The sequence below is a fragment of the Pseudomonas guineae genome (assembly GCF_900113745.1).
Classification (GTDB): Bacteria; Pseudomonadota; Gammaproteobacteria; order Pseudomonadales; family Pseudomonadaceae; genus Aquipseudomonas; species Aquipseudomonas guineae.
This window is the reverse complement of record NZ_FOQL01000004.1, coordinates 302,347-324,253: the sequence shown is the minus strand read 5'-3', so window position 1 is coordinate 324,253 and position 21,907 is coordinate 302,347. Positions and strand designations below refer to the sequence as shown.

Genomic DNA, 21,907 nt, shown 5'->3' with positions numbered 1-21,907 from the left:
TTGTTGTTTTTGCAGCCTTATCTGCGCCGCAATGCCTGGGCCATCGCCTGGTCAACATGCGTGCGCCATTCGCGGTCGCGCCAATCGTCGTCAAATTGCTCGCGCGTAAACTCGCTTTGCAGGCGCGCCTGGCATTGGCGAAAACCATCGTCCCAACCTTGCGCATAGAGTGGCGCTGCCAGGTAACGCGGCACATCCTTGCGGAAATCATCGAGGCCACCGGCGGCCTGACGACCACTGCTGCAACCCGCCTCAAAACCATCGACAAAGACCGGCGGGTACCCCTCGGCCTGCAGCAACTCACGAGTACTTTGGCAACCGCCAAGCAACAGCGCAAACACGCCACATGCGGACAGCTTCACCCAAGCGATAGGGGCAGTGTTCATGCGCATACAGGCCTCAAGCGACCTGGGGAGCCAGGCACAGTTGCTGATTCAGAAGCGGATCTGCACTCCAGGCCATGCTGTATGGCAGCACCACCAGGGCGAGCGTAAACAGCAGCGCGGCAACAGCGAGGCGACAGACGTAGATAACAGTTGGCATGGTCTAGCCCTCAAGCGGTTTAAGTTCAGCCTGTTCGGCGCGCTGAGCGGATGGCGCGCGATAGAGCACCCAGCGATAACAGAGCAAGCAGATCGTCCAGTCGAAGAGCAGCGTCCACAGGTTGTGCGAGAGAAAATGCGCGCCCTGCATCATCCGCCCCAAGGAAAACACTGCGCCCAGCCCTAGGGCGAAGACCAACGCGGCGCGCGCCATGCGCGGACGTTTGTCACGCAACAGAAAAAACAGCGCCAGCAGCGAGAACCCCGATGAGGCATGGCCACCCGGCCAGCAACGGCCAGGCTTGTCCGTCGGCGCACGCGCGCTGAGCAATGGGCTAAAGCTCTCCGCTCCACCAAACTCGGTCAGGCTCCAGGGACACTGCACGGCCGTAAATGCTTTGAGAGGCGTGACAATGCTGGTCGACAATCCCAGCGCCAGCACCAGATAGCCCAGCGACCTACGCCATACCCTGAACTGCGTAGGTAACAGGCTGATGACAAAACCGATAATGGCCAAGCCAGCAAAACCGATGACCAGCTGCTTAGCGCGGTCATGCAGGATGTCTTCTAGCCAGAAGCTGTGTTTACCAATAAAGCCCTGGTCCGGCTGGTAGAACAGGTGTTCGATGGCGAAGTCCAGACCGCTGGGGTCACATATCAGCAACAACGCCATCAACGCTAAAGGAATGCCCAAGCCCAGGCGAAAATTAAAATAGCGCGAGGCTGTAACAGAGCGATCGGCCGTCATAACAGCACTCCCAACAAGGCACTGCCGAGCAGTACCTGAAAAGTTTGAGGGTTAACGCTTGCTCAGTTGCGCGTTAGGCAACAGTGCAGGTCGCCAGGCAATCAGATGCTTCTGGAAGGCATAGCTCGCGCCCTGGTAATAGGCGATGTTGCGTCGCTGCAGAGCATCGGTGGCGTTCACTCTCACCTCATGGCTCAGGCCCAGGGCATCATCATGGCGGCGCATGTTTTTCCGCGGGCTGAGGATGGCCAGGCTGCTGCCATCGAACAGCCCCAGATGCTGGTAGTTACCCAACAGCGCACGCCCTGGCGCCCGGTCATCGCGCAGCACATTGCGGCCGAAGAAGGTCGACACATAGTCGATGTTCAGCAGGCCCAGTAGCGTGGGCGCCAGGTCGATCTGGCTGACCAGCTCAGTGAACTCACGCGGCTGGATGTGCCCAGGGGCATAGATGAACAGCGGAATGTGGTAATTGGCCACCGGCAGGTCTTCTTTGCCGGCGCTGCCAGCCGTGTGATCCGCGACAAAGATAAACACTGTTTGGTTGAACCAAGGTTTTTTCCGCGCCTGAGCGAGGAACTGACCAATCGCATAGTCGGTGTACTTCACCGCACCTTCGCGACCATCACCGGAGGGGATGTCGATACGCCCTTCTGGGTAGGTGTACGGCCGGTGGTTGGAGGTGGTCATCAACTGTAGAAAGAAGGGTTCGCCGGCAGCGTGGTCGGCATCGGCGACTTTTAGCGTCTGCTTATAAATGTCCTCGTCGGACATGCCCCAGGCGTTCTGGAACACCATATCCGCCTCGGCCACGCTGCTTTGGTCAACGATGCGATAGCCATTGCCGCCAAAGAAGGCATTCATATTGTCGAAGTAGCCACGCCCACCGTAGATAAACACGCTGTCATAGCCTTGTGCGCTGAACTGCTGGCCCAGGCTGCCGTAGCCGGATTCACGGCCGATACGCTTGACGATGGAACGCCCCGGTGTTGGCGGAATCGACAGCGTAATTGCCTCCAGGCCGCGGTCGGTGCGGGTGCCGGTGGCGTAGAAATTACTGAAGCTCAGGCTCTGCTTACGCAACTGGTCGAGGTTGGGAGTCAAGCCGCGGCTGTCACCGAAGCTGCCCAGGTACTTGGCACTGAGGCTTTCGATGGTCACCAGCACCACGTTCAAATGCTGAGGCTGGCCGGGATTATCGATCAACCGGCGAATATCTTGCGGGTCACTACCTATAAAACGCGCATTGGGCTCACTGACTTCGCTGCGTAGCAAGCTGGCCACATCAGGCTTGGCCAGCGTGGCGTAAAACTGCGGGTAATCCAGCTCGTTATTACGGAACGCGGCAAAGAACTGGAACGGCCCATTACTCGCCAGCTCACGCTGGTAGGCGTTGCCATCGGTGCCGCGCGGCGCGTCTTGACCAATCAGCGCGCTGCTCAACCCGGCCAACAAAAAAACACCCAACACACTGAGCAGTGCCGGCGCAGGCCGCAGGCGTGGTGCATCCAGCGCAGCCAACACCGTCTTACGCAACAATGTAGTCGTGGCAATGGCGACTATCGCCAGCAGCGCCAGCAGCGGGTAAATCGGGTAGGACTCAAGAATGTTGTTGATCACTTCCTCGGAGTACACCAAGTAATCCACGGCAATAAAGTTAAAGCGCACGCCGAACTCATCCCAAAACAACCACTCCGCCACGGCGGTAAATAGCATGACAAACAGGCTGACCCCGACCACCGTCAGCAAAAAGCGCTTATGCCAGCGCTGTTGCCACAGGCGGCGCGGGCATAGCAACAAGTACAGAGACAGCGGCAGGCTGGCATACAGCAGAAAGCTCAGGTCATAGACCAGCCCCACCCCATACAAACTGAGTAACTGCCCGGCACTGACCTGGGCATCAGCCAGGTGCGTAGCCAGCAACACACTGCGGGTCAGCAGAAACACCGCCAACCAAGCCAGGACGATGATCGACAGGTAACGAAGTTGCGCGAAGTGGAGCTGAGGCATCGTATGATCCCGTTTGGATGAGCGTGCCGCAGTGTGGAATGACCGCTGTGAGGCGCTTGTCAAAACGATGTGAAAAAATCGTCAACACCGAAAGGAATAACAGCCCATGCGTATTCTGGTCATCGAAGATAACCGCGATATTTTGGCCAACATCCTCGACTACCTGCAGCTCAAAGGCTTCGCCGTTGATTGTGCGCAGGACGGTTTGAGTGGTCTGCACCTGGCCAGCACTGGCCACTATGACCTCATCGTGCTGGACATCATGCTGCCCGGGATTGACGGCTATCAGGTGTGCAAGCGCCTGCGCGAGGATGGCCACAATGAAGTACCGATCCTGATGTTGACGGCCCGCGACGCCCTGGATGACCGCTTACAGGGGCTGAATGTTGGCGCTGACGATTACCTGATCAAACCCTTTGCCCTGTCCGAACTGGTCGCGCGGATCGAAGCCATCCTGCGCCGCAGCCAAGGCAGCCGTAAGCGCCAGCTAAAAGTCGCTGACCTGCTTTATGACCTCGACACGTTGCATGTCAGCCGCGCGGGACAACCGCTCAAGCTCAACCCCATTGGCCTTAAGTTATTGGCCGTACTGATGCAGAAAAGCCCGGCGGTGATCCGTCGTGAAGCGCTGGAAGAAGCGCTCTGGGGCGATGACAGCCCTGACAGCGACAGCCTGCGCAGCCACATCCATCAACTGCGTCAGGTTCTCGACAAACCCTTCCCCTCCCCCCTGCTACACACCTTGCACGGCGTCGGCTATCGCCTGGCGGAGCATACTAATGGCGTCTAAGCAGCCGTTTGCCAGGCGCATTCTGATTGCCTTTGTACTGATGACGATGGTGGTCAGCGGGGTTTTCTCCCTGAGTATCGTGGCCGTGGTGCACGTTATTGAAGAACACCTGGTGTCCGAGGAGCTCAACCGTGAGTTGAACACCGTGCTGCATGAAGACCTCAAACATGGCAACCGCCCACGCCTGGACTCAAGCACACGCTTTTTTGCCTCCAACCTGCCGGAGTATGCAATTCCTGCGCAGTATTTAGGGCTGCCGGAGGGCTTCAATGAAGTGGTCGAGAATGACAAAGCCTTCTACGTCTACATGCAGGAAATTAACGGCAATGCCTACCAACTGGTGCAAGAGCAGCATGAGTTCGAGGCCCGTGAACAAGCCTTGTTCAACGTTGTGCTCGCCGGCTTTCTGCTGACAGTGCTGGGCGCCTGGGCGCTGGGCCTGGTGATGGCGCGTAAGGTCATGGCCCCCGTCAGCCGACTGGCGCAACAGGTGCGCCATCGCGATCAACTGCATACCCTGGCACCGCCCCTGGCGCCGGATTATCCCGATGATGAAGTGGGTCAATTGGCCGCCGCCTTCGACAGCACCCTGGGCCAGGTGCGTCAGTCATTAGAGCGTGAACGCCTGTTCACCAGCGATGTCAGCCATGAGCTGCGTACCCCGCTGATGGTCATTGCTACCTCTTGCGAACTGCTCGCAGAAGCCACGCTTTCACCCCGTGAACGCCAACAGCTGGAGCGCATCGCCAGGGCCAGTGAGGAAATGCGCGAGCTGGTGCAGACCTTTCTGCAGCTGGCCAGGAGTAAGGCTAATGAGACAGCGTTTATCGCCGACTGCAGCCTCGCCCGTGTCGCTGCCGAACAGATCGAGCGCTGGGAGCCCATGTTCAACGACAAAGGGTTGACCTTCCAGTACCAGCAAGACGGCAGCGATGACGGCCTGTACAACGCCACCTTTCTCAGCACGGTCATGGTCAACCTGTTGCGCAATGCCCTGCACTACACCGAGCACGGCTTTGTCCGTCTGGTGCTAGATAACGGTGGCTTTCGCGTCGAGGACAGCGGCGCAGGTATCCCTCTGGAGCAGCACGAGGAGATTTTCCAGCCCTTCGTGCGCGGCGCCCAGGCCCGCGGCGAAGGTCTGGGACTGGGGCTGTCATTGGTCAAGCGGATCTGCGCCAAGCAAGGTTGGACAATCTCAGTACACAGCCAACCGACGGGCGGCACCTGCTTTAGCGTGACGTTTAAGCCGGACCCTGACGAAATTTTCACAGTGCCTTAACGCGCTGTTGATACCTGCCTGTTTAGTGTGGCGAGCGTTCCCCCTCAACCGGACGCTCAGCCATGCGTGCTCTACCTACCCCCGATTGCCTGCGCCCATTGGGTAACCCACAGCGCCCTAAACAGCTGCTCACATTGGAGTTGCCACTATGAGCGGCAAACCCTCTGCAGAAATGCATGACGCCCTTTCACTCAAAGGCCGTACCGGGCTGCGGCGCATTCTCGACGCCGGCGGCTATTCGCTGATGGGTCTCCAGGCGGCCTACCGTGGCGAGGCCGCATTCCGCCAGTTACTGCTGCTCAATGTGCTGTTACTGCCGCTGGCGTGCCTGGTCGACGTCACCCGCAGTGAGCGCTTACTGCTGATGCTCGTACCGCTGCTGTCACTGATCGTCGAGCTGCTCAACTCCGCCATCGAAGCCACAGTCGACCGCATCTCCCTGAGCATCCACCCACTGTCCAAACAAGCTAAGGACATGGGCAGTGCCGCGCAATTTATCGCCCTGTTGATGATCGGGCTGACCTGGGCCCTGATTCTGATATGAGCTGAACCGCCGCCAGGTAAGGCGGTTGGCACAGGCCATCCGCCTAGCCTGAAGCGGCCAACCCTATGCCCGGACATCGCACCGCCCCGCACCGAGTGAACTCTGCACGCGTGCTCAGTGTCTGTGTGCTGTCGGCCCCGCGGGTGGCCTGCATGGCTATTTGCCCACCAGCAACGGCGCTGCAGCACACCACCCTGATCGCGTATCTGTTTATGGCAATTCGCCGGGCCGGCGTCTATCGCACCCGCTTACAGGGTTTCGCTCATCGCCATATGAAGATTGCCCCATGTCGCCATCCCGTCATTTTGCCTCACGCTTTACCCCCCTCCTGATGTTCAGTGCTTGTCTGCTGGCAAGCGCCACCACGCACGCCGAAGAAACAACCCGGACCACTCGCTGGGTCAGCGACAGCCTCAATACCTATGTCCGCAGTGGCCCAACCGACGGCTACCGTATCGTCGGCACGCTGACCTCCGGGCAAAAAGTTACGCTACTGCGCAGCGACGGCGATTACAGCCAGGTGCGTGGCGACAGCGGTAATGCGGTATGGATTGCCAGCCGCGACCTGCAGGAAGTACCCGGCCAGGCCGAGCGCCTGCCGCAACTTGAGCAGAAAGTAACCGAGCTGAGTGCCGAATTGGACGGCATCAACGACACGTGGAAAACCCGCGTGCAGGGCATGCAGGAAACCCTGGATTCACGCAAAACCCTGATCGACGAGCTGCAAACCGCCCGTTCTGCGCTAGACAGCGAACTGAGTCAGGCCAACGCCGACGCACGCGAATTGCAAGCGCAACTGGGCGAGGAAAACCAGCAGGTGCTGATGCGCTATATGGTTTATGGCGGCGGTATCGCCGGGATCGGTTTGGCTGCTGGGCTGATCCTGCCGACCCTGCTGCGGGTAAGACGCAAGCGTAATGATCAGTGGGTCTAATGGGCTGAAATCCACTACCGGTGGGTGAGCACCTTCACCCACCCGCCTTTCTGTAACCCACGGGTATAATCGCTCACCGAATGCACGGCCCTAGGGGCCAAATCAAGCTACCAAAACGGCGGTTTTGCGGTCCCTAACGTACGTTTGGCACTGACAAGATCACCCGGGACGATTCACACTGCACGTCAAACAGCGCCTCAGCTGCCTGTCATCAGGCAGGCAATCTAATAAAAACCGGGACTCATAACCGGAACGTGAGGGAACAGCCTAAATGCTAGGGATGCGTTCAAATAACCCGCACAAGCGCAACGCTCGCCCCGAGTTTTGGCAGCTTTCCATGCGTTGCTGTCAGTTAGCTGGCTGCGTCGATGTCACTTTTCTGTTTATTTTCATCCTGCTGGGCTCACCCATTCTGGCCTGGATAAACGTGCTCAGCGTGGCCATGTATGCCTACGCCTACCGCGCGTTCAAGCAGCGACGTAACCGCCTGGCGATTCTACTGATCCGCACTGAAGTACTGGTACACGCAGGACTTGGGACCGTGTTGATTGGCTGGGACAGTGGCTTTCACTATTTCTTACTCATGTTCATCCCCGCCTTGTTCGTGACCATGCGCGCGCGCAGCGCCTGGGTCCTCGCGGCGGGCCTGTGGGCCTACTACGTTGGGCTGGATGTGCTGATGTGGTACATCGAACCTCTGCAGCCCATCTCCTCTAGCGCCCTACTCGGTGTGCATGTTTTCAATTTGACCGTAGTGTTCTTCATGTTCAGCTATCTGGCGCTGTTCTATGTGAGCACCGTAACCCGCGCCCACAAGAGCCTGGCGCGGATGGCAACGACAGACTCATTGACCGGCCTGTTCAACCGCAGGCACATGATTGCGCTGACCGAAAAGGAACTGGCGCGACACCATCGCTGCCCCAGCAACCTCACCTTATTGCTGATGGACATTGATCACTTCAAACAGATCAATGATCAATACGGCCACGATATGGGTGACCGGGTGCTGGCGGCGGTAAGCCAATCACTCAAAGATTCAATGCGTGAGCAGGACTTTATTGGCCGCTGGGGCGGCGAAGAGTTTCTTGCGGTATTGCCGGAAACCGATTTTGAACAGGCGGCAGTGAGCGCAGAGCGCATACGCAAGGCTATCGAAGGCCTGGTAATTGACTGTGACGGCAATACAGTCCAGGTGACGCTGTCCATAGGCATCAGCCAGTATCGTGCTGAAGAGCCACTCAGCAACGCCATTGCACGAGCGGATTACGCGCTTTACGCCGGTAAGTCCGCTGGACGCAACAGAGTAGAAGTGGCGCAGTGTTGATCGGCTGCATACGATGCAGCCCTGAGTGAAGGCAACCGCTGCGCCAGGCTCGAAAAACACCGTAGCACCCTCATCCAATCATCCCGCTTCAGAACGTCCAATCGCAGGGTTACGCAGGCCCGCTTGCAATGCGCTTTGCTAGGCGCAGCAAACTCATGCGTGCGCAGATTTTTCTGGCGCCTAGCGCTGCCTGGTCAGGCATCACAGCAGCCGCTTAAATTGAGCCGGACATATGTACGTTAGCGAACAGCGGCGGGCCGCCGGCGCAGACTATGTTGCGTAGTAAGTGCTAGGCATCCTGGCATGGGTGGAATGGCTGCTCGCGGTCATTTTAAGACAACATGCAGGAGTAAAACCTATGACGTTAATAAGAACCGTCAAACCCATTATCTCGATCATGCTCAGCGCTGTTTTCATGCTGACCACAATCAGCAGCGTGTCCGCACGCACATCGATGGTGGGGACCCATGAAGTGATCGCCGAGCAGCAGGTGAGCGTTGACCGTGAATCGCTAAAACAAATGCTTGGCGACCAAGACGTACAAAACAAGCTGGCCACCATGGGCGTTTCCCCTGAGCAGGTGGAACAGCGCATCAACAGCCTGACCCCAAGCGAGCTGGCCAGCTTTAACAGCCAATTGAACACAGCGCCAAGCGGTGCCGGCGTGGTGGGCATCATAGTGTTGTTCTTGCTGGTGTTCATCCTCACCGATGCACTGTGCGTGACCAACATCTTCAACTTCGTTCACTGCGTGCGCTAATCCGCCGTGGGTCATGTACGTCTGCTGCTCCTCACAGGCTTGATGCTCTTGCTGTGCGCCTGTGCAGGGCAGTCGACGTATATGCCCGCTCAGTCGGTGCTCCAGCAGTTGCCGAGCACGACCTATGTCGAGCAGGTGAGTTTCTACCCCCAGGACGACTATCAGTGTGGCCCGGCTTCTTTGGCGATGCTTCTCAGCCAACGCGGCTTCGCCGACACGCCAGATAGCCTCAAGGGCCGCGTTTACCTTCCGCAACGCCAAGGCAGCTTGCAGGTTGAGATGGTCGCCGCCGCGCGTGAGCACGGCCTGCTGGTTTACCCCCTGAATAAATCGCTACTCGCGCTGTTACGTGAAGTGGCGGCCGGCAATGCCGTTTTGGTGATGCAGAACCTGGGCTTTAACTGGATGCCGCAATGGCACTATGCAGTGGTCGTGGGCTACGACCTGAATACCCAGGAAATCATCGTGCACAGCGGCACCCAAAAAGCTCAGCGCGAGCCGTTCAGCCTGTTCATGCGTCTGTGGAACAGAAGCGAGCGCTGGGCGGTCATCGCCCTACCCGCGGATCAACTACCGGCCAGCGCTGAACCACTGGCCTATCTGCGTGCGGCCAGCGACCTGGAGCAGAGCAGGCAGTTGGACGCCGCCAAACGCGCTTACACCACAGCCTTGCATACCTGGCCTGAGCAAGCCGCCGGGCGTTTTGGCTTAGGTAATGTGGCCTGGGCGCAAAACCAACCTGAGCAGGCTGTGGCGCAGTTCCGCACGTTAGTCAGCGACTTTCCGACGCTCAAGGCGGGCTGGAATAACTTGGCGGTGGCGCTTACAGCAGTCGGTTGCACCCAGGCGGCCCGCCAAGCAGAAGCCTGTGCCAACGGAATGCAGGTACAAACGGCCCCACCGCTACCCAAGACTGATCCGCTCAGTTGCGAGATCCCCGCCTGCCCGTAAGCGCTATTGCTGACACAGAGTCACAAACAGCGGCTCTCACTCATCGCGCGTCAGCACTTCCAGCAGCTCAATTTCGAAGATCAGATTGGAATTCGGCTTGATATGCGCGCCGAACTCACGCTCGCCATAAGCCAGATGTGCGGGCACGAACAGTTTGCGCTTACCGCCGACCTTCATACCCATCATGCCGATGTCCCAACCCTTGATCACTCGGCCGCTGCCAATCACGCATTGGAAAGCCTTGCCGCGATCATAGGATGAGTCGAACTTGCGGCCATCTTCCAAATAGCCATCGTATTGCGTGGTGATCAGTGCACCTTTGACCACTTCTTTACCGTCACCCAGCTGAATATCTTCGATCAATAATTCGTTGTTCATTGCGCTCTCTCTTGTCCACACATGGCAGGTCTAAAACATAACAGCAGACTCACCCTTACCAGACCACTGCCGGGCCTGATCAGTCACGCATGCCTCAGTTCCAGCATAGCCAAAGCCCTCGCATGGCCAAGCGGCAAAGCTAAACGAAGGGTGCTCAGGCACATGCACCGCTCGTGCTAAAGTCGCGTCCTGCACAACCACGACCCAAGGCGACAAGTAGCGATTATGCAAATCCCGGCACTTACTGGCGAACTGGAAGACTGGAGCACCCTGAACAGCAGCATCGGTTTTCCCGAGTTGTTGATTGGTAACGGCGCGAGCCTCGCGGTATGGCGCAAGTTCGCTTACTTGTCGCTGTTTGACGAAGCCCAGACCACCCAGAACCGCCCGCTCAGCCCCACCGAGCTGAGCGTGTTCCGTGCGCTGGACACCAGTAACTTCGAGCAGGTGCTCAGCGCACTGAAGAACAGCATCCGGGTCAATGCCGCCTTGACCATCAACTCGTCGTCGCCACGTCATCGCTACTTCGCCATCAAGGAAGCGCTGATCCACGCCGTGCGCTCGGTGCACATTCCCTGGAGTCAGATGCAAGCATCCAGTCTGATGCATATCAACAGCGCGCTTAGCCAGTACCAAACGGTCTATTCAGGTAATTACGACCTGCTCAACTACTGGGCGGTGATGCAGGCACCCGACGCGTTTGAACCGCTATTCCGTGGCCCGGACTCGACCTTTGACCTCGGCAACAATGCCCGCCAGAGTAGCGCCACACGCATGCTCTACCTGCACGGCGGCATGCACCTGGTGAAGAATATCGATGGCAGCACACGCATGCTGAACTCGTCAGAGAGCACCCTGCTGGCCAGTTTTGCCATCAATCAGTTGGGTGATATCCCGCTGTTCGTCAACGAAGGCAGCAGCGCGGACAAGCTCAAAGCCATTCGCAGTTCCGACTATCTATCGTTCTGCTACAGCCAGCTATCGCAGCCCAAAGAAACCTTGTGCATCTTCGGCCATAACCTCGCGGCGCAGGATCAGCACTTGGTTAAGGCCTTGCTGCAAGCGGGGATGAAAACCCTGGCTATATCGATATACCCGCACAACCCACTGTTTATCCAACAACAGAAACAGCACTACGCCAGCCTGTTCGCGGGGCAGGACGTGGAACTGCGTTTCTTCGATGCACTGAGTCACCCGCTGGGCCACCGGAACTTACGCGTAGCCATCACTCCAACGCAGTGAGCGCGCTATTTAACGATTAATGCACTGCGTTCATCGCAGTGCATTACACCTAGAGCTATTGCCTTGGTCGTCCGCTCGCCCTCAGTGAACTGGATGGAGTTCGGATGATGCCGCGCTAGATATCTTGCAAGCAGCGCTAGGTTAGACTCACCCGCAAGAACACCGTCGAGTCGCGAAAGTGCCAAGCCATTCCACCCTTCTTCGCTATGCACACCTAACCGGCCTAGCCTGCCTCGGCGCGCTGCTAGCGGGCTGGACGGCGGCGCCCGCAAGCGCACAAACACTGTTCCGGGTCGGTGTGCAGGAGATCGATTACTTCCCAATCTACGCCGCCACCGCACCGGACTACCAATTCCGTGGCTATGCCCGTGAGGTTCTGGACTTGTTCGCCCGCCAGGAAGACATTCAGCTGGCCTATGTCCCGCTTCCGGTGCGCCGCTTGATCCGCGAATACCGCCAGGGACGTCTGGACTTGGTGTTGCCCGATAACCCGCACTGGGATGTCGCGGCAAAAGCCGGCATGAATATCAGCTATTCGCAGCCCTTGCTGGTATTTCAAGACGCCATACTGGTGCAGCCTCAGCACCTTGGCCAACCCTTGGATAGCTTTCGTACCCTGGGGTTTATCCACGGCTTTACCCCGTGGAAACTTCAGGCTGATATCGCGGCCGGGCGAGTGCACATTAAAGAAGCGCCAAGCCCGGAAAGCCTGATTCGCATGACCTTGCTCGGCTATATCGACGGCGCCAATATGGGACGTCAGGTAGCGCGCTACCATCTACGCAGGCTGGGTATGCCGCACGCCCTGGTGGTAGAGCCCCGGCTGCTGGAACTCAAGGACAGCTACTACCATCTCTCGAGCAACCACCATCCCGCACTCATCGCCCGCTTCGATGCCTTCCTGTTACGCGAGAAAACTGCCATCGACGCGCTGCTGGCCAAGTACGACTTGCAATAACAGCGCCGTAGGCATGCGCGTACCTTTTGCACCCACCAGCCAGCGCCAATTTGGCATACGGCATAGCCCCGGCGCGGGCAGTTACTGGCTGATCGCGCGCACCACACTCAACCCGGCCGGCACACGCCGCTGACTGAGGTAGCGGGTGCAGCTGACGCGCAGGAACGAGGCGAAATTCACCACTTCACCGCGGTAGTCCATAACCTCGTCATACAGCTTGGTAATCAGCTGATTGGTGGTCATGCCATCGACTTCGGCGATCTCGCGCAGGATGTCCCAGAACTGGTTTTCCAGACGCAGGGTGGTAACCACGCCGCGAATGCGCAGCGAACGAGCGCGGGACTCGTAGAGAATCGGGTCGGCTTTAACGTAAAGCTCGCACATAGCAGCTCCCCTCGTTGAATGCTGGGGCCACGTAGGCCCCAGGTACGGCTTAGCGTTTATAGCGTGATCTGAGTGCCCAGCACTTTCAAAAACGCGGCCAACCAGTTCGGGTGCGCCGGCCAGGCCGGAGCAGTGACCAGGTTACCTTGGACGTGGGCCTGATCCACGGCGATGTCGATGTACTGCCCACCGGCCATTGTCACGTCCGGGCCACAGGCTGGATAGGCACTGCATTCGCGCCCTTTCAAAATACCGGCCGCTGCCAGCAACTGCGCACCGTGGCAAACCGCTGCAATCGGCTTACCGGCCTTATCGAATGCCTGCACCAGCGCCACAACTTGAGGATTCAAGCGCAGGTACTCAGGCGAACGACCACCGGGAACCACGAGGGCATCGTAGTCTTCAGCTTTAACTTGGGCGAAGTCGAAATTCAGAGCGAAGTTATGCCCCGGCTTTTCGCTGTAGGTTTGCTCGCCTTCAAAATCGTGGATGGCGGTGCGTACGCTCTGCCCGGCGGTCTTGTCTGGGCACACGGCATGCACCTGATGACCGACCATCAGCAGCGCCTGAAACGGCACCATCACTTCGTAGTCTTCGACGTAGTCGCCGACCAGCATGAGAATCTTTTTCGCGGCCATGTGCTTGCTCCCTGTATTGATTGAGAAGCACAGAGTGTTGTCCCGATCAGCCCGGCGTGGGTAATAACCCGGTACTACAGGGCAAATCTTGGACAGACGGCGGCGAAATAAAAACGCTGAGCCACCTAAAGCAACTCAGCGTCTGGGGGTTGTTACTCCAGCACTTCCTCATCACGCAGCAGCACATAGGTGCAGCCCGTGTCGTCTTCCAGGTAGTCGTGCACATAGAACATCACGACTTCACCCTCACCAGGCTGGGCGGCCACATAGTCACCGATATCCACGCTGAAATGGCTCTTGGAGCCTGGCTTGGCTTCGCACTCGATGCGCGCATTGACGAATAACTCAGGTGCGCTGTCGCCAAAATACTCTTCACGCTCTGCCGCATCCCAATCAGCGGGTGCCTCAAACGGGCCGCAGAACAGCACCTTGGCATCGCCCAAATCCACTTCCTCCGCTTCCGGGTCCTGTTCATCCGCGCGATAGACGGTGCAGTCCTGCGTTTCAGGGTTTTCCAGGATGGCCAGACGGGCCGCCAGTTGTTGCTCAGTATCTATAGGGGGCATAACTATCTCCGAGCGTTTGGCGTTAAAGGTCAGGGCAAATTGAGCCGGTGGTCACGCCACAGGCAGCCTTCGCAGGCTATGGGCTGGAGTGCTTGCAGTGCAAGCAATGAAATGCCTGTAGCCGCCTGCGCAGAATATTTATCGCCTTAATTTAGCGTTAAGACTGCGGGCAGAAACTCACACCCAAGTTCTCAGATGAGGTTCCTTCCATGGAGCTGCCTTGGGTGTATCAAGATACTGCACTTGCACAGATAGGCCGTGAGCAACCGCTCAGCCTCTACCTGGCCAACAGCGCAAGCCCACGCCGGGCCGGCATTGAAGCCTTTATCGGCGAGCGCTTCGCGGCTCAGCATCAGGCACATATCCGCCATTTCATGCCCTGCCTGCTGAGCCTGGAAGACAGCAGCGGACAACTGCTCGGCGCCGTGGGCTTGCGCAGCGCCGGCAATGACCCGTTGTTTCTTGAGCGTTATTTGGAGCAACCGGCAGAGCAGGTGATTGCCACCAAGAAAGTGGCCAATGCTCCGCAGCGCACGCAACTGGTGGAAGTCGGCAACCTCGCAGCCGGCAGCCCCGGCGCCGCCCGTCTGCTGATTGTGGCGCTGACCGACCTGCTGGTGGCACTGGGTTACCGCTGGGTGACCTTCACCGGCACCCTGGCGCTGCTCAACAGCTTCCAACGTTTGGGACTGACACCCGTAGCGCTGGGCCCTGCCAACCCTGACTGCCTGGGCGATGAACAGGCCGACTGGGGCACCTATTACGACAACCAGCCGCACGTGATGGCCGGTGACATCTATGCCGGGCATCAGCGCCTGCTGCAGCTGGGCGCCTACCCACGCCTGGCCCACCAAGCCTTTTATGCCCTGGAGGACATGCCCAATGTGGCCTGCCGCTAAACCGCTGTTCGAGCACCTGGCCGCCCTCGGTAACGCCAGCGCCTTGCGTGAAGGCAGCCGAAGCCTGAGTTATGCCCAGTTATTGGCCGAGGTCGACGTCCGCAGCCAACACCTGCAACAGCTCGGCGCCCGACGCATTGCCCTGGCGCTGGATAACGGCATTGACTGGGTACTCTGGGACTTGGCCACCCTGCATGCTGGGCTGGTGTGCGTGCCCGTACCGGGGTTCTTCTCCACCAATCAGCAGGTGCATGTACTCGACAGCGCCAGCATCGACTGCCTGATCGGCCCGGAAAACACGCTATATAGCGCGCTGGGTTTCAGTGCGAGTGCAACAGCGAGCGCAGCCGGTGTGCTGCAACGGCCGCGCGCGCTGGTCAGCGAATTACCCGTCGGCACCTGCAAGGTCACTTACACCTCTGGCACCACCGGTCAGCCTAAAGGCGTGTGCCTGGATGTGGCGACACAACTGGCCGTGGCCCACAGCCTGGTGCGGGCCAGCGCCAGCTGTCAGGTTGAACGCCACCTGTGCGTACTGCCGCTGGCCACACTGCTGGAGAACATCGCCGGCATTTACGCCCCGCTGCTGGCCGGCGCGCAGATCGAGTTGATGCCTATGGCGCAAGTCGGCCTGCTGGGTGCCAGCCAATTTGACCTGCCGCGCTTTCTGACGGCGCTGGGTCAGGCGCAACCCAACAGCCTGATCCTGCTGCCGCAGCTGCTGCTGGCGCTAGTCAGCGCCGCCGAACGCGGCCTGCCCTTACCGGACTCACTGCACTTTATTGCGGTCGGCGGCGGCCGCGTGTCCAGCCAACTGCTGCAACGTGCCGATGCGCTGGGCTTGCCGATCTTCGAAGGCTATGGCCTGTCGGAGTGTGCGTCAGTGGTGTGCCTGAACACCCCTGAGCAGCGCCGTATCGGCACCGTTGGTCAACCATTGCCACACTTGCAGGTACGTCTCGGCGCCGACCAGGAAGTGCAGATCAAAGGCCCGCGTCTGCTCGGTTATCTGGGCGAACCGGTAACCGATGAAGAATGGCTGGGCACCGGTGACCTCGGCCATTTCGAGGGGCCTTTTCTGGTGCTGCACGGGCGCAAGAAACACCAGTTCATCACCGCCTTTGGCCGCAACGTCAACCCAGAGTGGGTCGAGGCCGAGCTGGTGCAACAACTGCCCATTGCCCAAGCCTGGCTGCACGGCGAAGCCCTACCCGGCAACGTCGCCGTACTGGTGCCGCGCTTCGAGACGACCAGCGACAGCCAACTGGCCGAAGCCGTGGCTGCCGCCAATCAATCACTGCCTGACTACGCCCGCGTGCACCACTGGCTGCGCGCCGAGCACCCTTTCAGCAGCAGCAACGAGCTGGCCACCAGCAATGGTCGCCTGCGCCGCAACGCTTTATTCGCCCACTACCAGAACGCCATCGAACAGCTGATGGCCGACCAAACCTGCTATGGAGATGCTTGATGAGCTTCTATGAATCCCTGCTTGAACAAACCAGTGCTGAACGCAACTACCTGCTCAGCGCACCGATCATTGCCCAGGCCATGGCCGGCACCGTCAGCCTGAACAGCTACGTCGCTTTTCTCACCGAGGCCTACCACCACGTCAAACACACCGTGCCCTTGCTGATGACCTGCGGCGGTCGCCTGCCGGAAAGGCTGGAATGGCTACGCGACGCCATTGCCGAATACATCGACGAAGAAAAAGGCCACCAGGAATGGGTCCTCAATGACATCGCCGCCTGCGGTGCGGACAAGGAAGCCGTGCGCAACGGCCTGCCGCATATGTCGACCGAGTTGATGGTCAGCTACGTCTACGACCGCATCGCCCGGCACAACCCGGTGAGCTTCTTCGGCATGGTCAACGTACTGGAAGGCACCAGCATCGCCCTGGCCACCCAAGTGGCGGGGGTAATTCAGGACAAACTGCAATTACCGAACAAAGCCTTCAGCTACCTCAGCTCCCACGGCAGCCTCGACTTGGAGCACATCGAGTTCTTTAAAAAGCTGATGAATCAGCTGGACAACGATGACGATAAAGCTGCCGTGGTGCACACCGCCAAAGTGGTTTACCGACTCTATGGCGACGTATTCCGCAGCTTGCCGTTAAGCGCATAGGAGCCTTGATGAAACTCAATGAATGCCGTGCCGTAATTACCGGCGCCAGCGGCGGGATCGGCCAGGCGCTGGTCGCAGCCTTGCTGGAAGAAGGCGCGCAACTGCTGCTAGTCGGCCGCCAAACCGACGCCTTACAGATGCTTGCAAATGCGCACACAAGCAAGGTCCAAGTGGTACAGGCCGATATCCGCGAGCGCAGCGGCCGTGAAGCCGTGGTTGCTGCCGCGCAGCGCTTCGGCGGCATCAACACGCTGATCAACGCCGCCGGGGTCAATCACTTCGGCTTACTCGAGCAGCATGATGAAACGGCCATCGCTGATCTGATCGGCCTCAACGTCACCGCCACGCTGCAACTGACCCATCGCCTGCTGCCCATGCTGCGCCAGCAGGGCCGTGCGCTGGTGGTTAATCTCGGCTCGACATTTGGCTCCATCGGCTACCCCGGTTTTAGCGCGTATTGCGCCAGCAAATTCGCCCTACGCGGTTTCTCCGAAGCCCTGCGCCGTGAGCTGGCGGACACTCAGGTGAAGGTTCTCTACTTCGCCCCGCGTGCGACGCAAACCAGCATGAACGCCGCCAACGTGGTGGCCATGAATGACGAGTTGAACGTGGCCATGGATGACCCGCACAGCGTGGCCTTGCAACTGCTGGCCGCCATCCGCCGCGAGGAAGAGGAACGCTACCTCGGCTGGCCGGAAAAACTCTTCGTACGCCTCAACAGCTTGCTGCCGCGAGTGGTCGACCAAGCCCTGCGCAAGCAACTACCAATTATTCAGCGATTTGCCCGCAGCAAACCCTAAGGAGCCTGTATGAACCGTATCCGTAACGCCGCCTGCGCCCTGCTCTGCTTCGCCAGCCTGCCCGCCTTCGCGTTAAGCGAACAAGGCCAGACGCAACTGCAAAACCTGCAAGACCGCTGGGCAGAGATCAATTATCAGGTGCCTAAAGAGCAGCGCGAAAAAGCCTTTGCCAGCCTCAGCGAACACGCGCAAAAAGCCGTCAGCGCCGAGCCAGACGCCGCTGAGCTGCATATCTGGAACGGCATCATCCTCAGCACCTACGCGGGTGCCAAGGGCGGCCTGGGCGCACTCGGCTTGGTCAAGGAGGCCAAAGCCAGCCTGGAACAAGGCCTGGCCCTGGACCCCAAAGCGCTGTCCGGCTCGGCCTACACCAGCCTCGGCAGCCTGTATTACCAAGTGCCCGGCTGGCCAATCGGCTTTGGTGATGATGAAAAAGCCGAAGCCATGCTCAAGCAGGCCCTGGCCATCAATCCGGATGGCATCGACCCCAACTACTTCTATGCCGACTATCTAGCCCGCGCCAAGCGCTATGCCGAAGCCAAAGCGGCCTTGGAAAAAGCCCTGCAATCTCCGCCGCGGCCTAATCGCCAATCCGCAGACGCTGGGCGAAAACAGGATATTCAGGCGCTGCTGAGCAAGGTCAACGCCGAACTGGAGTAATCTCCCCCACGCGAACCTGAATAGAAAAAACAGGGATTTCTGCAGGTGCAGGCTGCTGTTGTAGGGTGGGTTAGTAGCGCAGAGGCAGAGTGTCAAAACAACTGCGCAATGTGTGCGCCACGTAACCCACCACGCGATAATCGACCGACCTCTTATGGGCCTGGCGGGTTACGGCGCAACTGACGACTCATTAGTCGTTAACTCGTGTCCGTGCGCCTAACCCACCCTACGAATAACTGCACCTCAGCCATAACCCTATTTATAAAAATCAGGAACACCTTCATGCGCATTCTGCTGGTCGAAGATGACAAAGCCCTTGGCGAAGGGATTCGCACCGCGCTCAAACCCGAGGGGTATACCGTCGACTGGGTGCAGGATGGCAGCAGTGCACTGCATGCGCTGACCAGCGAGAGTTTCGAACTGGCCATCCTCGACCTTGGCCTGCCGCGCATGGACGGTCTGCAAGTACTCAAGCATCTACGTGCTGCCGCCAACCCGGTGCCGGTACTGGTACTGACCGCTCGCGACTCCACCAGCGACCGTATCGCCGGGCTGGATGCCGGCGCTGATGATTACCTGGTCAAACCCTTCGATGTGGCCGAGCTCAAAGCGCGCCTGCGCGCCTTGCTGCGGCGCAGTTTCAACCGTCCACAACCGGCACTGGAATACCGCGGTATCAGCCTTGACCCGGTCAGCCAGGCCATCACTTATCAGGGCCAGGCGGTCAACCTGCCACGCAAGGAATTCCTTCTACTGCACGAACTGCTGGCTCAGCCGGGCCGGGTGATGACCCGCGACAAACTGCAGCAGGCGCTCTATGGCTGGGATGAAGAGCTGGAGAGCAATGCCCTGGAAGTGCATGTGCATCACCTGCGCAAAAAATTCTTTCCCGAGCTGATCCGCACCGTACGCGGCGTCGGCTACTTAGTGGATAAAGCCTGATGCGCTCAATCCGCGCGCGCACGCTGCTGTTGGTACTCGGCCTACTCAGCCTGTCGATGACCCTGATTTCCTATAACAGCTACCGGGATGCCCAGCATGAAATCGAGGAGCTTTTCGACGCGCAGCTGGCACAAACCGCGCGCCTGCTGGCCGGTTTAGTTGGCCAGAACATGTCGCAAAGCGAGCGCACGACCCTGCAGAGCGCATTGAACCTGGCCCTGCAAAACCGTCAGAACAGTGATGATAAAGAGGCACGCGCAGGGCATGCCTACGAAAGTAAACTGGCGTTTCAGGTCCTCGATGAACAGGGTGGCACAGTGCTGCAATCGGCGAGCGCTCCCACCGGGGCATTGGCCAAGATGGTTGAGAGCTTTCATCAGAACGCTGCCGGCGCACACACCCCTCTCACCACAGAACCGCTGTCGAGTCTGGCGGAGCGCTTGGTTGGCTATCACACCGTCGCGCTGGAAGATTATCACTGGCGTTTATTTATGCTTCACGACCGCGCAGACCACCATTTAATCCTGATCGCCGAGCGCGAGGACGTGCGCGGCGAACTGGCGACGAAAATTGCCCTGCGCAGCCTGCTGCCTGATCTGATCGGCCTGCCGCTGCTGGCCTTACTGGTGTGGCTGGCGATTGGCTGGGGCTTGCGGCCGTTGCAGCGCATGGCCGAACTGATTAAATCGCGCGCGCCCGACAACCTCGCACCGCTGATCCTGGAGCCCTTGCCCATCGAACTAGAGCCCATGGGCGCCGCGCTCAACCGTTTGCTGATGCAGGTCAACCAACTGCTGGATCAGGAAAAACGCTTTATTGCTGACGCCGCCCACGAACTGCGCACGCCGCTGGCGGTGCTGCGCATTCATGCGCAAAACGCCCTAGACGCTCCCGATCCGCAGGACCGCAACGAGGCGTTGCGCCAACTGGGCGGTGGCGTCGAACGCGCAACCCGGGTGGTGGCGCAACTGCTTACCCTGGCGCGGTTGGACCCTAATGTGGTGCAACTGGCGATGCGCGAACTGGACTTACTCGGCTACGTGCGCAATGAGCTGGCAGAACTGATCCCGCTGGCTCTTGATCGTCAGCAAGAACTCAACCTCGATGCACTTGAGCCGGCGGATTATCAGCTGCTCGCCGACGGCCCAAGCCTGGGCACCCTGCTACAGAATTTAATCAGCAATGCCGTGCAATACACCCCACATGGCGGACACATTCAGGTGCAACTAGAAGCGCAGGCAGACGCCATCATCCTGCGCGTACAGGACAGCGGCCCCGGAGTGGCCGAGGCGCAGCGGGAAAAACTCTTCGAACGTTTCTATCGACTCGGCGATGGCCAGGGTGCCGGCCTCGGCCTGTCCATCGTCAGCCGCGTGGTGGAACTGCACCGTGGCAGCATCAGCCTGGGTGACTCACCGCTGGGCGGTCTTGAAGTAGCGGTGCGCCTGCCGCGCAGCCGCTAACGCGGTGTGCTGCCCCCGCGACGCAGGGCACGCTGTTCGCGGCTGACCTGCTGTTGCACGTCAGCCAGCACTTCCTGCACATAATCGATGTGCCGGTTGGAGAGTGTGCGTGCCTCTTCGGCGCGACCTTCGATAATTGCTTGGTACAACCCGCGGTGCTGTTCGATCAGCATGTCGCGGGTTTCATCGCGCTGGGCATACATGCCGCCAATGTTGGTGACCACGTTGCGCTTGAGCAGGTCGAACAGGCCGCGAATGGTGTGCAGCAACACCGCGTTATGGCTGGCCTCAGCAATCGCCAGATGAAAGCGCGCATCGGCGGCGCCCTCCTCGGCGCGGGTCACCTTGCCACTGCGGCTATAGCAATCCTGCAGCGCGACGAAGGCCTCGCTGAGACGCTGGCGGTCCAGTTCAGTGGCACGCTGGGCGGCGTAGAACGCACAAGAGCCTTCCAGGGTGTGACGAAACTCCAGCAGGTCACGCTGCGCTTCGGGGTTGCTTTCCAGCAGATGCAGCAGCGGATCACTGAAGGTCGAGCCCAGGGTTTGCGCAACAAAATTGCCACCACCATGGCGGCTGACCAGCAAGCCCTTGGCGGCGAGCTTTTGAATCGCTTCGCGCAGCGATGGCCGTGAAACACCGAACTGCTCGGCCAACACCCGCTCGGCTGGCAGACGCTCACCGACCTTGAGAGTGCCCTCGAGGATCATGGTTTCCAGTTGGCTAACGATATCGTCCGACAAACGGCGCTGGCGCACTGACCCTACTTCCATATCCCGCACTCCACTGGTTTGACCACCCGCCAAGAACTCTTTAGCCCGCCGCCGGCAAGCCTATAGCGGGCTTATCGGGCTCGCAAGCCGGGCATACATGACCAAAGTCGTAAGCGAGCTCATTGACAGGCCGGAGCCTGCACTTTTACCCTGACCACGCAACATTGTAAATTGGTATTACCAATTAAACACATTAGA

At 59.2% G+C, this 21,907-nt stretch carries 25 protein-coding genes; 16 read left to right on the top strand and 9 right to left on the bottom strand.

Going from position 1 to position 21,907, the window contains the following annotated elements:
* Positions 1–17: 17 nt before the first annotated feature.
* Genes BMZ32_RS15760 through BMZ32_RS15750 form a run of 4 tightly spaced genes read right to left on the bottom strand, consistent with a single transcriptional unit; the run spans position 18 to position 3,300 of the window.
* Entirely contained in the window at positions 18–386 is a 369-nt protein-coding gene (locus BMZ32_RS15760; protein ID WP_208598733.1) for a hypothetical protein, read from the bottom strand.
* Between the two features lie 13 nt (positions 387–399).
* Entirely contained in the window at positions 400–543 is a 144-nt protein-coding gene (locus BMZ32_RS19470; RefSeq protein ID WP_167376769.1) for a hypothetical protein, read from the bottom strand.
* Between the two features lie 3 nt (positions 544–546).
* Entirely contained in the window at positions 547–1,290 is a 744-nt protein-coding gene (locus BMZ32_RS15755) for a phosphatase PAP2 family protein (RefSeq protein WP_090243668.1), read from the bottom strand.
* Between the two features lie 51 nt (positions 1,291–1,341).
* Complete coding sequence (locus BMZ32_RS15750; protein ID WP_090243665.1) at positions 1,342–3,300, bottom strand: LTA synthase family protein; 1,959 nt, start codon at positions 3,298–3,300, stop codon at positions 1,342–1,344.
* Between the two features lie 106 nt (positions 3,301–3,406).
* On the opposite strand from BMZ32_RS15750, the gene BMZ32_RS15745 reads away from it, so the two are divergent.
* The 7 genes from BMZ32_RS15745 (at position 3,407) to BMZ32_RS15715 (ending at position 9,885) form a co-directional block, all read left to right on the top strand.
* Entirely contained in the window at positions 3,407–4,090 is a 684-nt protein-coding gene (locus BMZ32_RS15745; protein WP_090243663.1) for a response regulator transcription factor, read from the top strand.
* Entirely contained in the window at positions 4,080–5,372 is a 1,293-nt protein-coding gene (locus tag BMZ32_RS15740) for a sensor histidine kinase (protein WP_090243661.1), read from the top strand. Before BMZ32_RS15745 ends, BMZ32_RS15740 begins: the two co-directional genes overlap by 11 nt.
* Positions 5,373–5,520: 148 nt before the next feature.
* A complete protein-coding gene (locus BMZ32_RS15735; RefSeq protein WP_090243658.1) occupies positions 5,521–5,916 on the top strand; it encodes a diacylglycerol kinase in 396 nt (131 codons plus the stop codon).
* Positions 5,917–6,202: 286 nt separating this feature from the next.
* Positions 6,203–6,850 (top strand): TIGR04211 family SH3 domain-containing protein, encoded by a 648-nt coding sequence (locus BMZ32_RS15730; RefSeq protein WP_090243655.1) that lies wholly within the window; start codon positions 6,203–6,205, stop codon positions 6,848–6,850.
* Positions 6,851–7,187: 337 nt separating this feature from the next.
* Complete coding sequence (locus BMZ32_RS15725; protein WP_208598732.1) at positions 7,188–8,174, top strand: GGDEF domain-containing protein; 987 nt, start codon at positions 7,188–7,190, stop codon at positions 8,172–8,174.
* Between the two features lie 397 nt (positions 8,175–8,571).
* On the top strand, positions 8,572–8,934 hold the full coding sequence (locus BMZ32_RS15720; protein ID WP_423815448.1) for a PA2779 family protein: 363 nt from the start codon (positions 8,572–8,574) through the stop codon (positions 8,932–8,934).
* A gap of 81 nt (positions 8,935–9,015) precedes the next feature.
* Entirely contained in the window at positions 9,016–9,885 is an 870-nt protein-coding gene (locus BMZ32_RS15715; protein ID WP_167376768.1) for a PA2778 family cysteine peptidase, read from the top strand.
* A gap of 36 nt (positions 9,886–9,921) precedes the next feature.
* On the opposite strand, the gene BMZ32_RS15710 is transcribed toward BMZ32_RS15715, so the two are convergent.
* Positions 9,922–10,263 carry an FKBP-type peptidyl-prolyl cis-trans isomerase gene (locus BMZ32_RS15710; protein ID WP_090243649.1) on the bottom strand — a complete coding sequence of 114 codons (342 nt, stop codon included), beginning with the start codon at positions 10,261–10,263 and terminating at the stop codon, positions 9,922–9,924.
* A 225-nt stretch (positions 10,264–10,488) separates the two neighbouring features.
* Between BMZ32_RS15710 and BMZ32_RS15705 the strand changes: the two genes are divergently transcribed.
* Both BMZ32_RS15705 and BMZ32_RS15700 read left to right on the top strand, forming a co-directional pair.
* Positions 10,489–11,505 (top strand): DUF4917 family protein, encoded by a 1,017-nt coding sequence (locus BMZ32_RS15705; RefSeq protein WP_090243648.1) that lies wholly within the window; start codon positions 10,489–10,491, stop codon positions 11,503–11,505.
* Between the two features lie 178 nt (positions 11,506–11,683).
* Positions 11,684–12,463 (top strand): substrate-binding periplasmic protein, encoded by a 780-nt coding sequence (locus BMZ32_RS15700; protein ID WP_090243645.1) that lies wholly within the window; start codon positions 11,684–11,686, stop codon positions 12,461–12,463.
* An 81-nt stretch (positions 12,464–12,544) separates the two neighbouring features.
* Here BMZ32_RS15700 and BMZ32_RS15695 read toward each other — a convergent pair whose 3' ends face one another.
* From BMZ32_RS15695 to BMZ32_RS15685, 3 genes are all read right to left on the bottom strand, one after another.
* A complete protein-coding gene (locus BMZ32_RS15695) occupies positions 12,545–12,847 on the bottom strand; it encodes a ribbon-helix-helix domain-containing protein (RefSeq protein WP_090243644.1) in 303 nt (100 codons plus the stop codon).
* Between the two features lie 56 nt (positions 12,848–12,903).
* On the bottom strand, positions 12,904–13,485 hold the full coding sequence (locus BMZ32_RS15690; RefSeq protein WP_090243642.1) for a DJ-1/PfpI family protein: 582 nt from the start codon (positions 13,483–13,485) through the stop codon (positions 12,904–12,906).
* 152 nt (positions 13,486–13,637) lie between these two features.
* A complete protein-coding gene (locus BMZ32_RS15685) occupies positions 13,638–14,051 on the bottom strand; it encodes a hypothetical protein (protein WP_090243640.1) in 414 nt (137 codons plus the stop codon).
* A 209-nt stretch (positions 14,052–14,260) separates the two neighbouring features.
* Here BMZ32_RS15685 and BMZ32_RS15680 point away from each other — a divergent pair, with 209 nt between their 5' ends.
* The 7 genes from BMZ32_RS15680 to BMZ32_RS15650 all read left to right on the top strand — a co-directional run bounded on the left by BMZ32_RS15680 (position 14,261) and on the right by BMZ32_RS15650 (position 20,936).
* Positions 14,261–14,950 carry a thermostable hemolysin gene (locus tag BMZ32_RS15680; RefSeq protein ID WP_090243638.1) on the top strand — a complete coding sequence of 230 codons (690 nt, stop codon included), beginning with the start codon at positions 14,261–14,263 and terminating at the stop codon, positions 14,948–14,950.
* Positions 14,934–16,418, top strand: a complete 1,485-nt coding sequence (locus BMZ32_RS15675; RefSeq protein WP_090243637.1) for an AMP-binding protein — start codon at positions 14,934–14,936, stop codon at positions 16,416–16,418. The genes BMZ32_RS15680 and BMZ32_RS15675 overlap by 17 nt, the downstream gene beginning before the upstream one ends.
* Entirely contained in the window at positions 16,418–17,071 is a 654-nt protein-coding gene (locus BMZ32_RS15670; RefSeq protein ID WP_090243635.1) for an iron-containing redox enzyme family protein, read from the top strand. Before BMZ32_RS15675 ends, BMZ32_RS15670 begins: the two co-directional genes overlap by 1 nt.
* An 8-nt stretch (positions 17,072–17,079) precedes the next feature.
* Complete coding sequence (locus BMZ32_RS15665; RefSeq protein WP_090243633.1) at positions 17,080–17,871, top strand: SDR family oxidoreductase; 792 nt, start codon at positions 17,080–17,082, stop codon at positions 17,869–17,871.
* Between the two features lie 9 nt (positions 17,872–17,880).
* On the top strand, positions 17,881–18,531 hold the full coding sequence (locus BMZ32_RS15660) for a TRAP transporter TatT component family protein (RefSeq protein ID WP_090243631.1): 651 nt from the start codon (positions 17,881–17,883) through the stop codon (positions 18,529–18,531).
* 282 nt (positions 18,532–18,813) lie between these two features.
* The gene (locus tag BMZ32_RS15655) at positions 18,814–19,473 is read left to right on the top strand and encodes a response regulator (protein WP_090243629.1); all 660 of its coding nucleotides are present in this window, start codon (positions 18,814–18,816) and stop codon (positions 19,471–19,473) included.
* Positions 19,473–20,936, top strand: a complete 1,464-nt coding sequence (locus BMZ32_RS15650; protein ID WP_090243627.1) for an ATP-binding protein — start codon at positions 19,473–19,475, stop codon at positions 20,934–20,936. Before BMZ32_RS15655 ends, BMZ32_RS15650 begins: the two co-directional genes overlap by 1 nt.
* On the opposite strand, the gene BMZ32_RS15645 is transcribed toward BMZ32_RS15650, so the two are convergent.
* The gene (locus BMZ32_RS15645; protein ID WP_090243625.1) at positions 20,933–21,709 is read right to left on the bottom strand and encodes an FCD domain-containing protein; all 777 of its coding nucleotides are present in this window, start codon (positions 21,707–21,709) and stop codon (positions 20,933–20,935) included. The genes BMZ32_RS15650 and BMZ32_RS15645 overlap by 4 nt on opposite strands.
* Between the last annotated feature and the right edge of the window lie 198 nt (positions 21,710–21,907).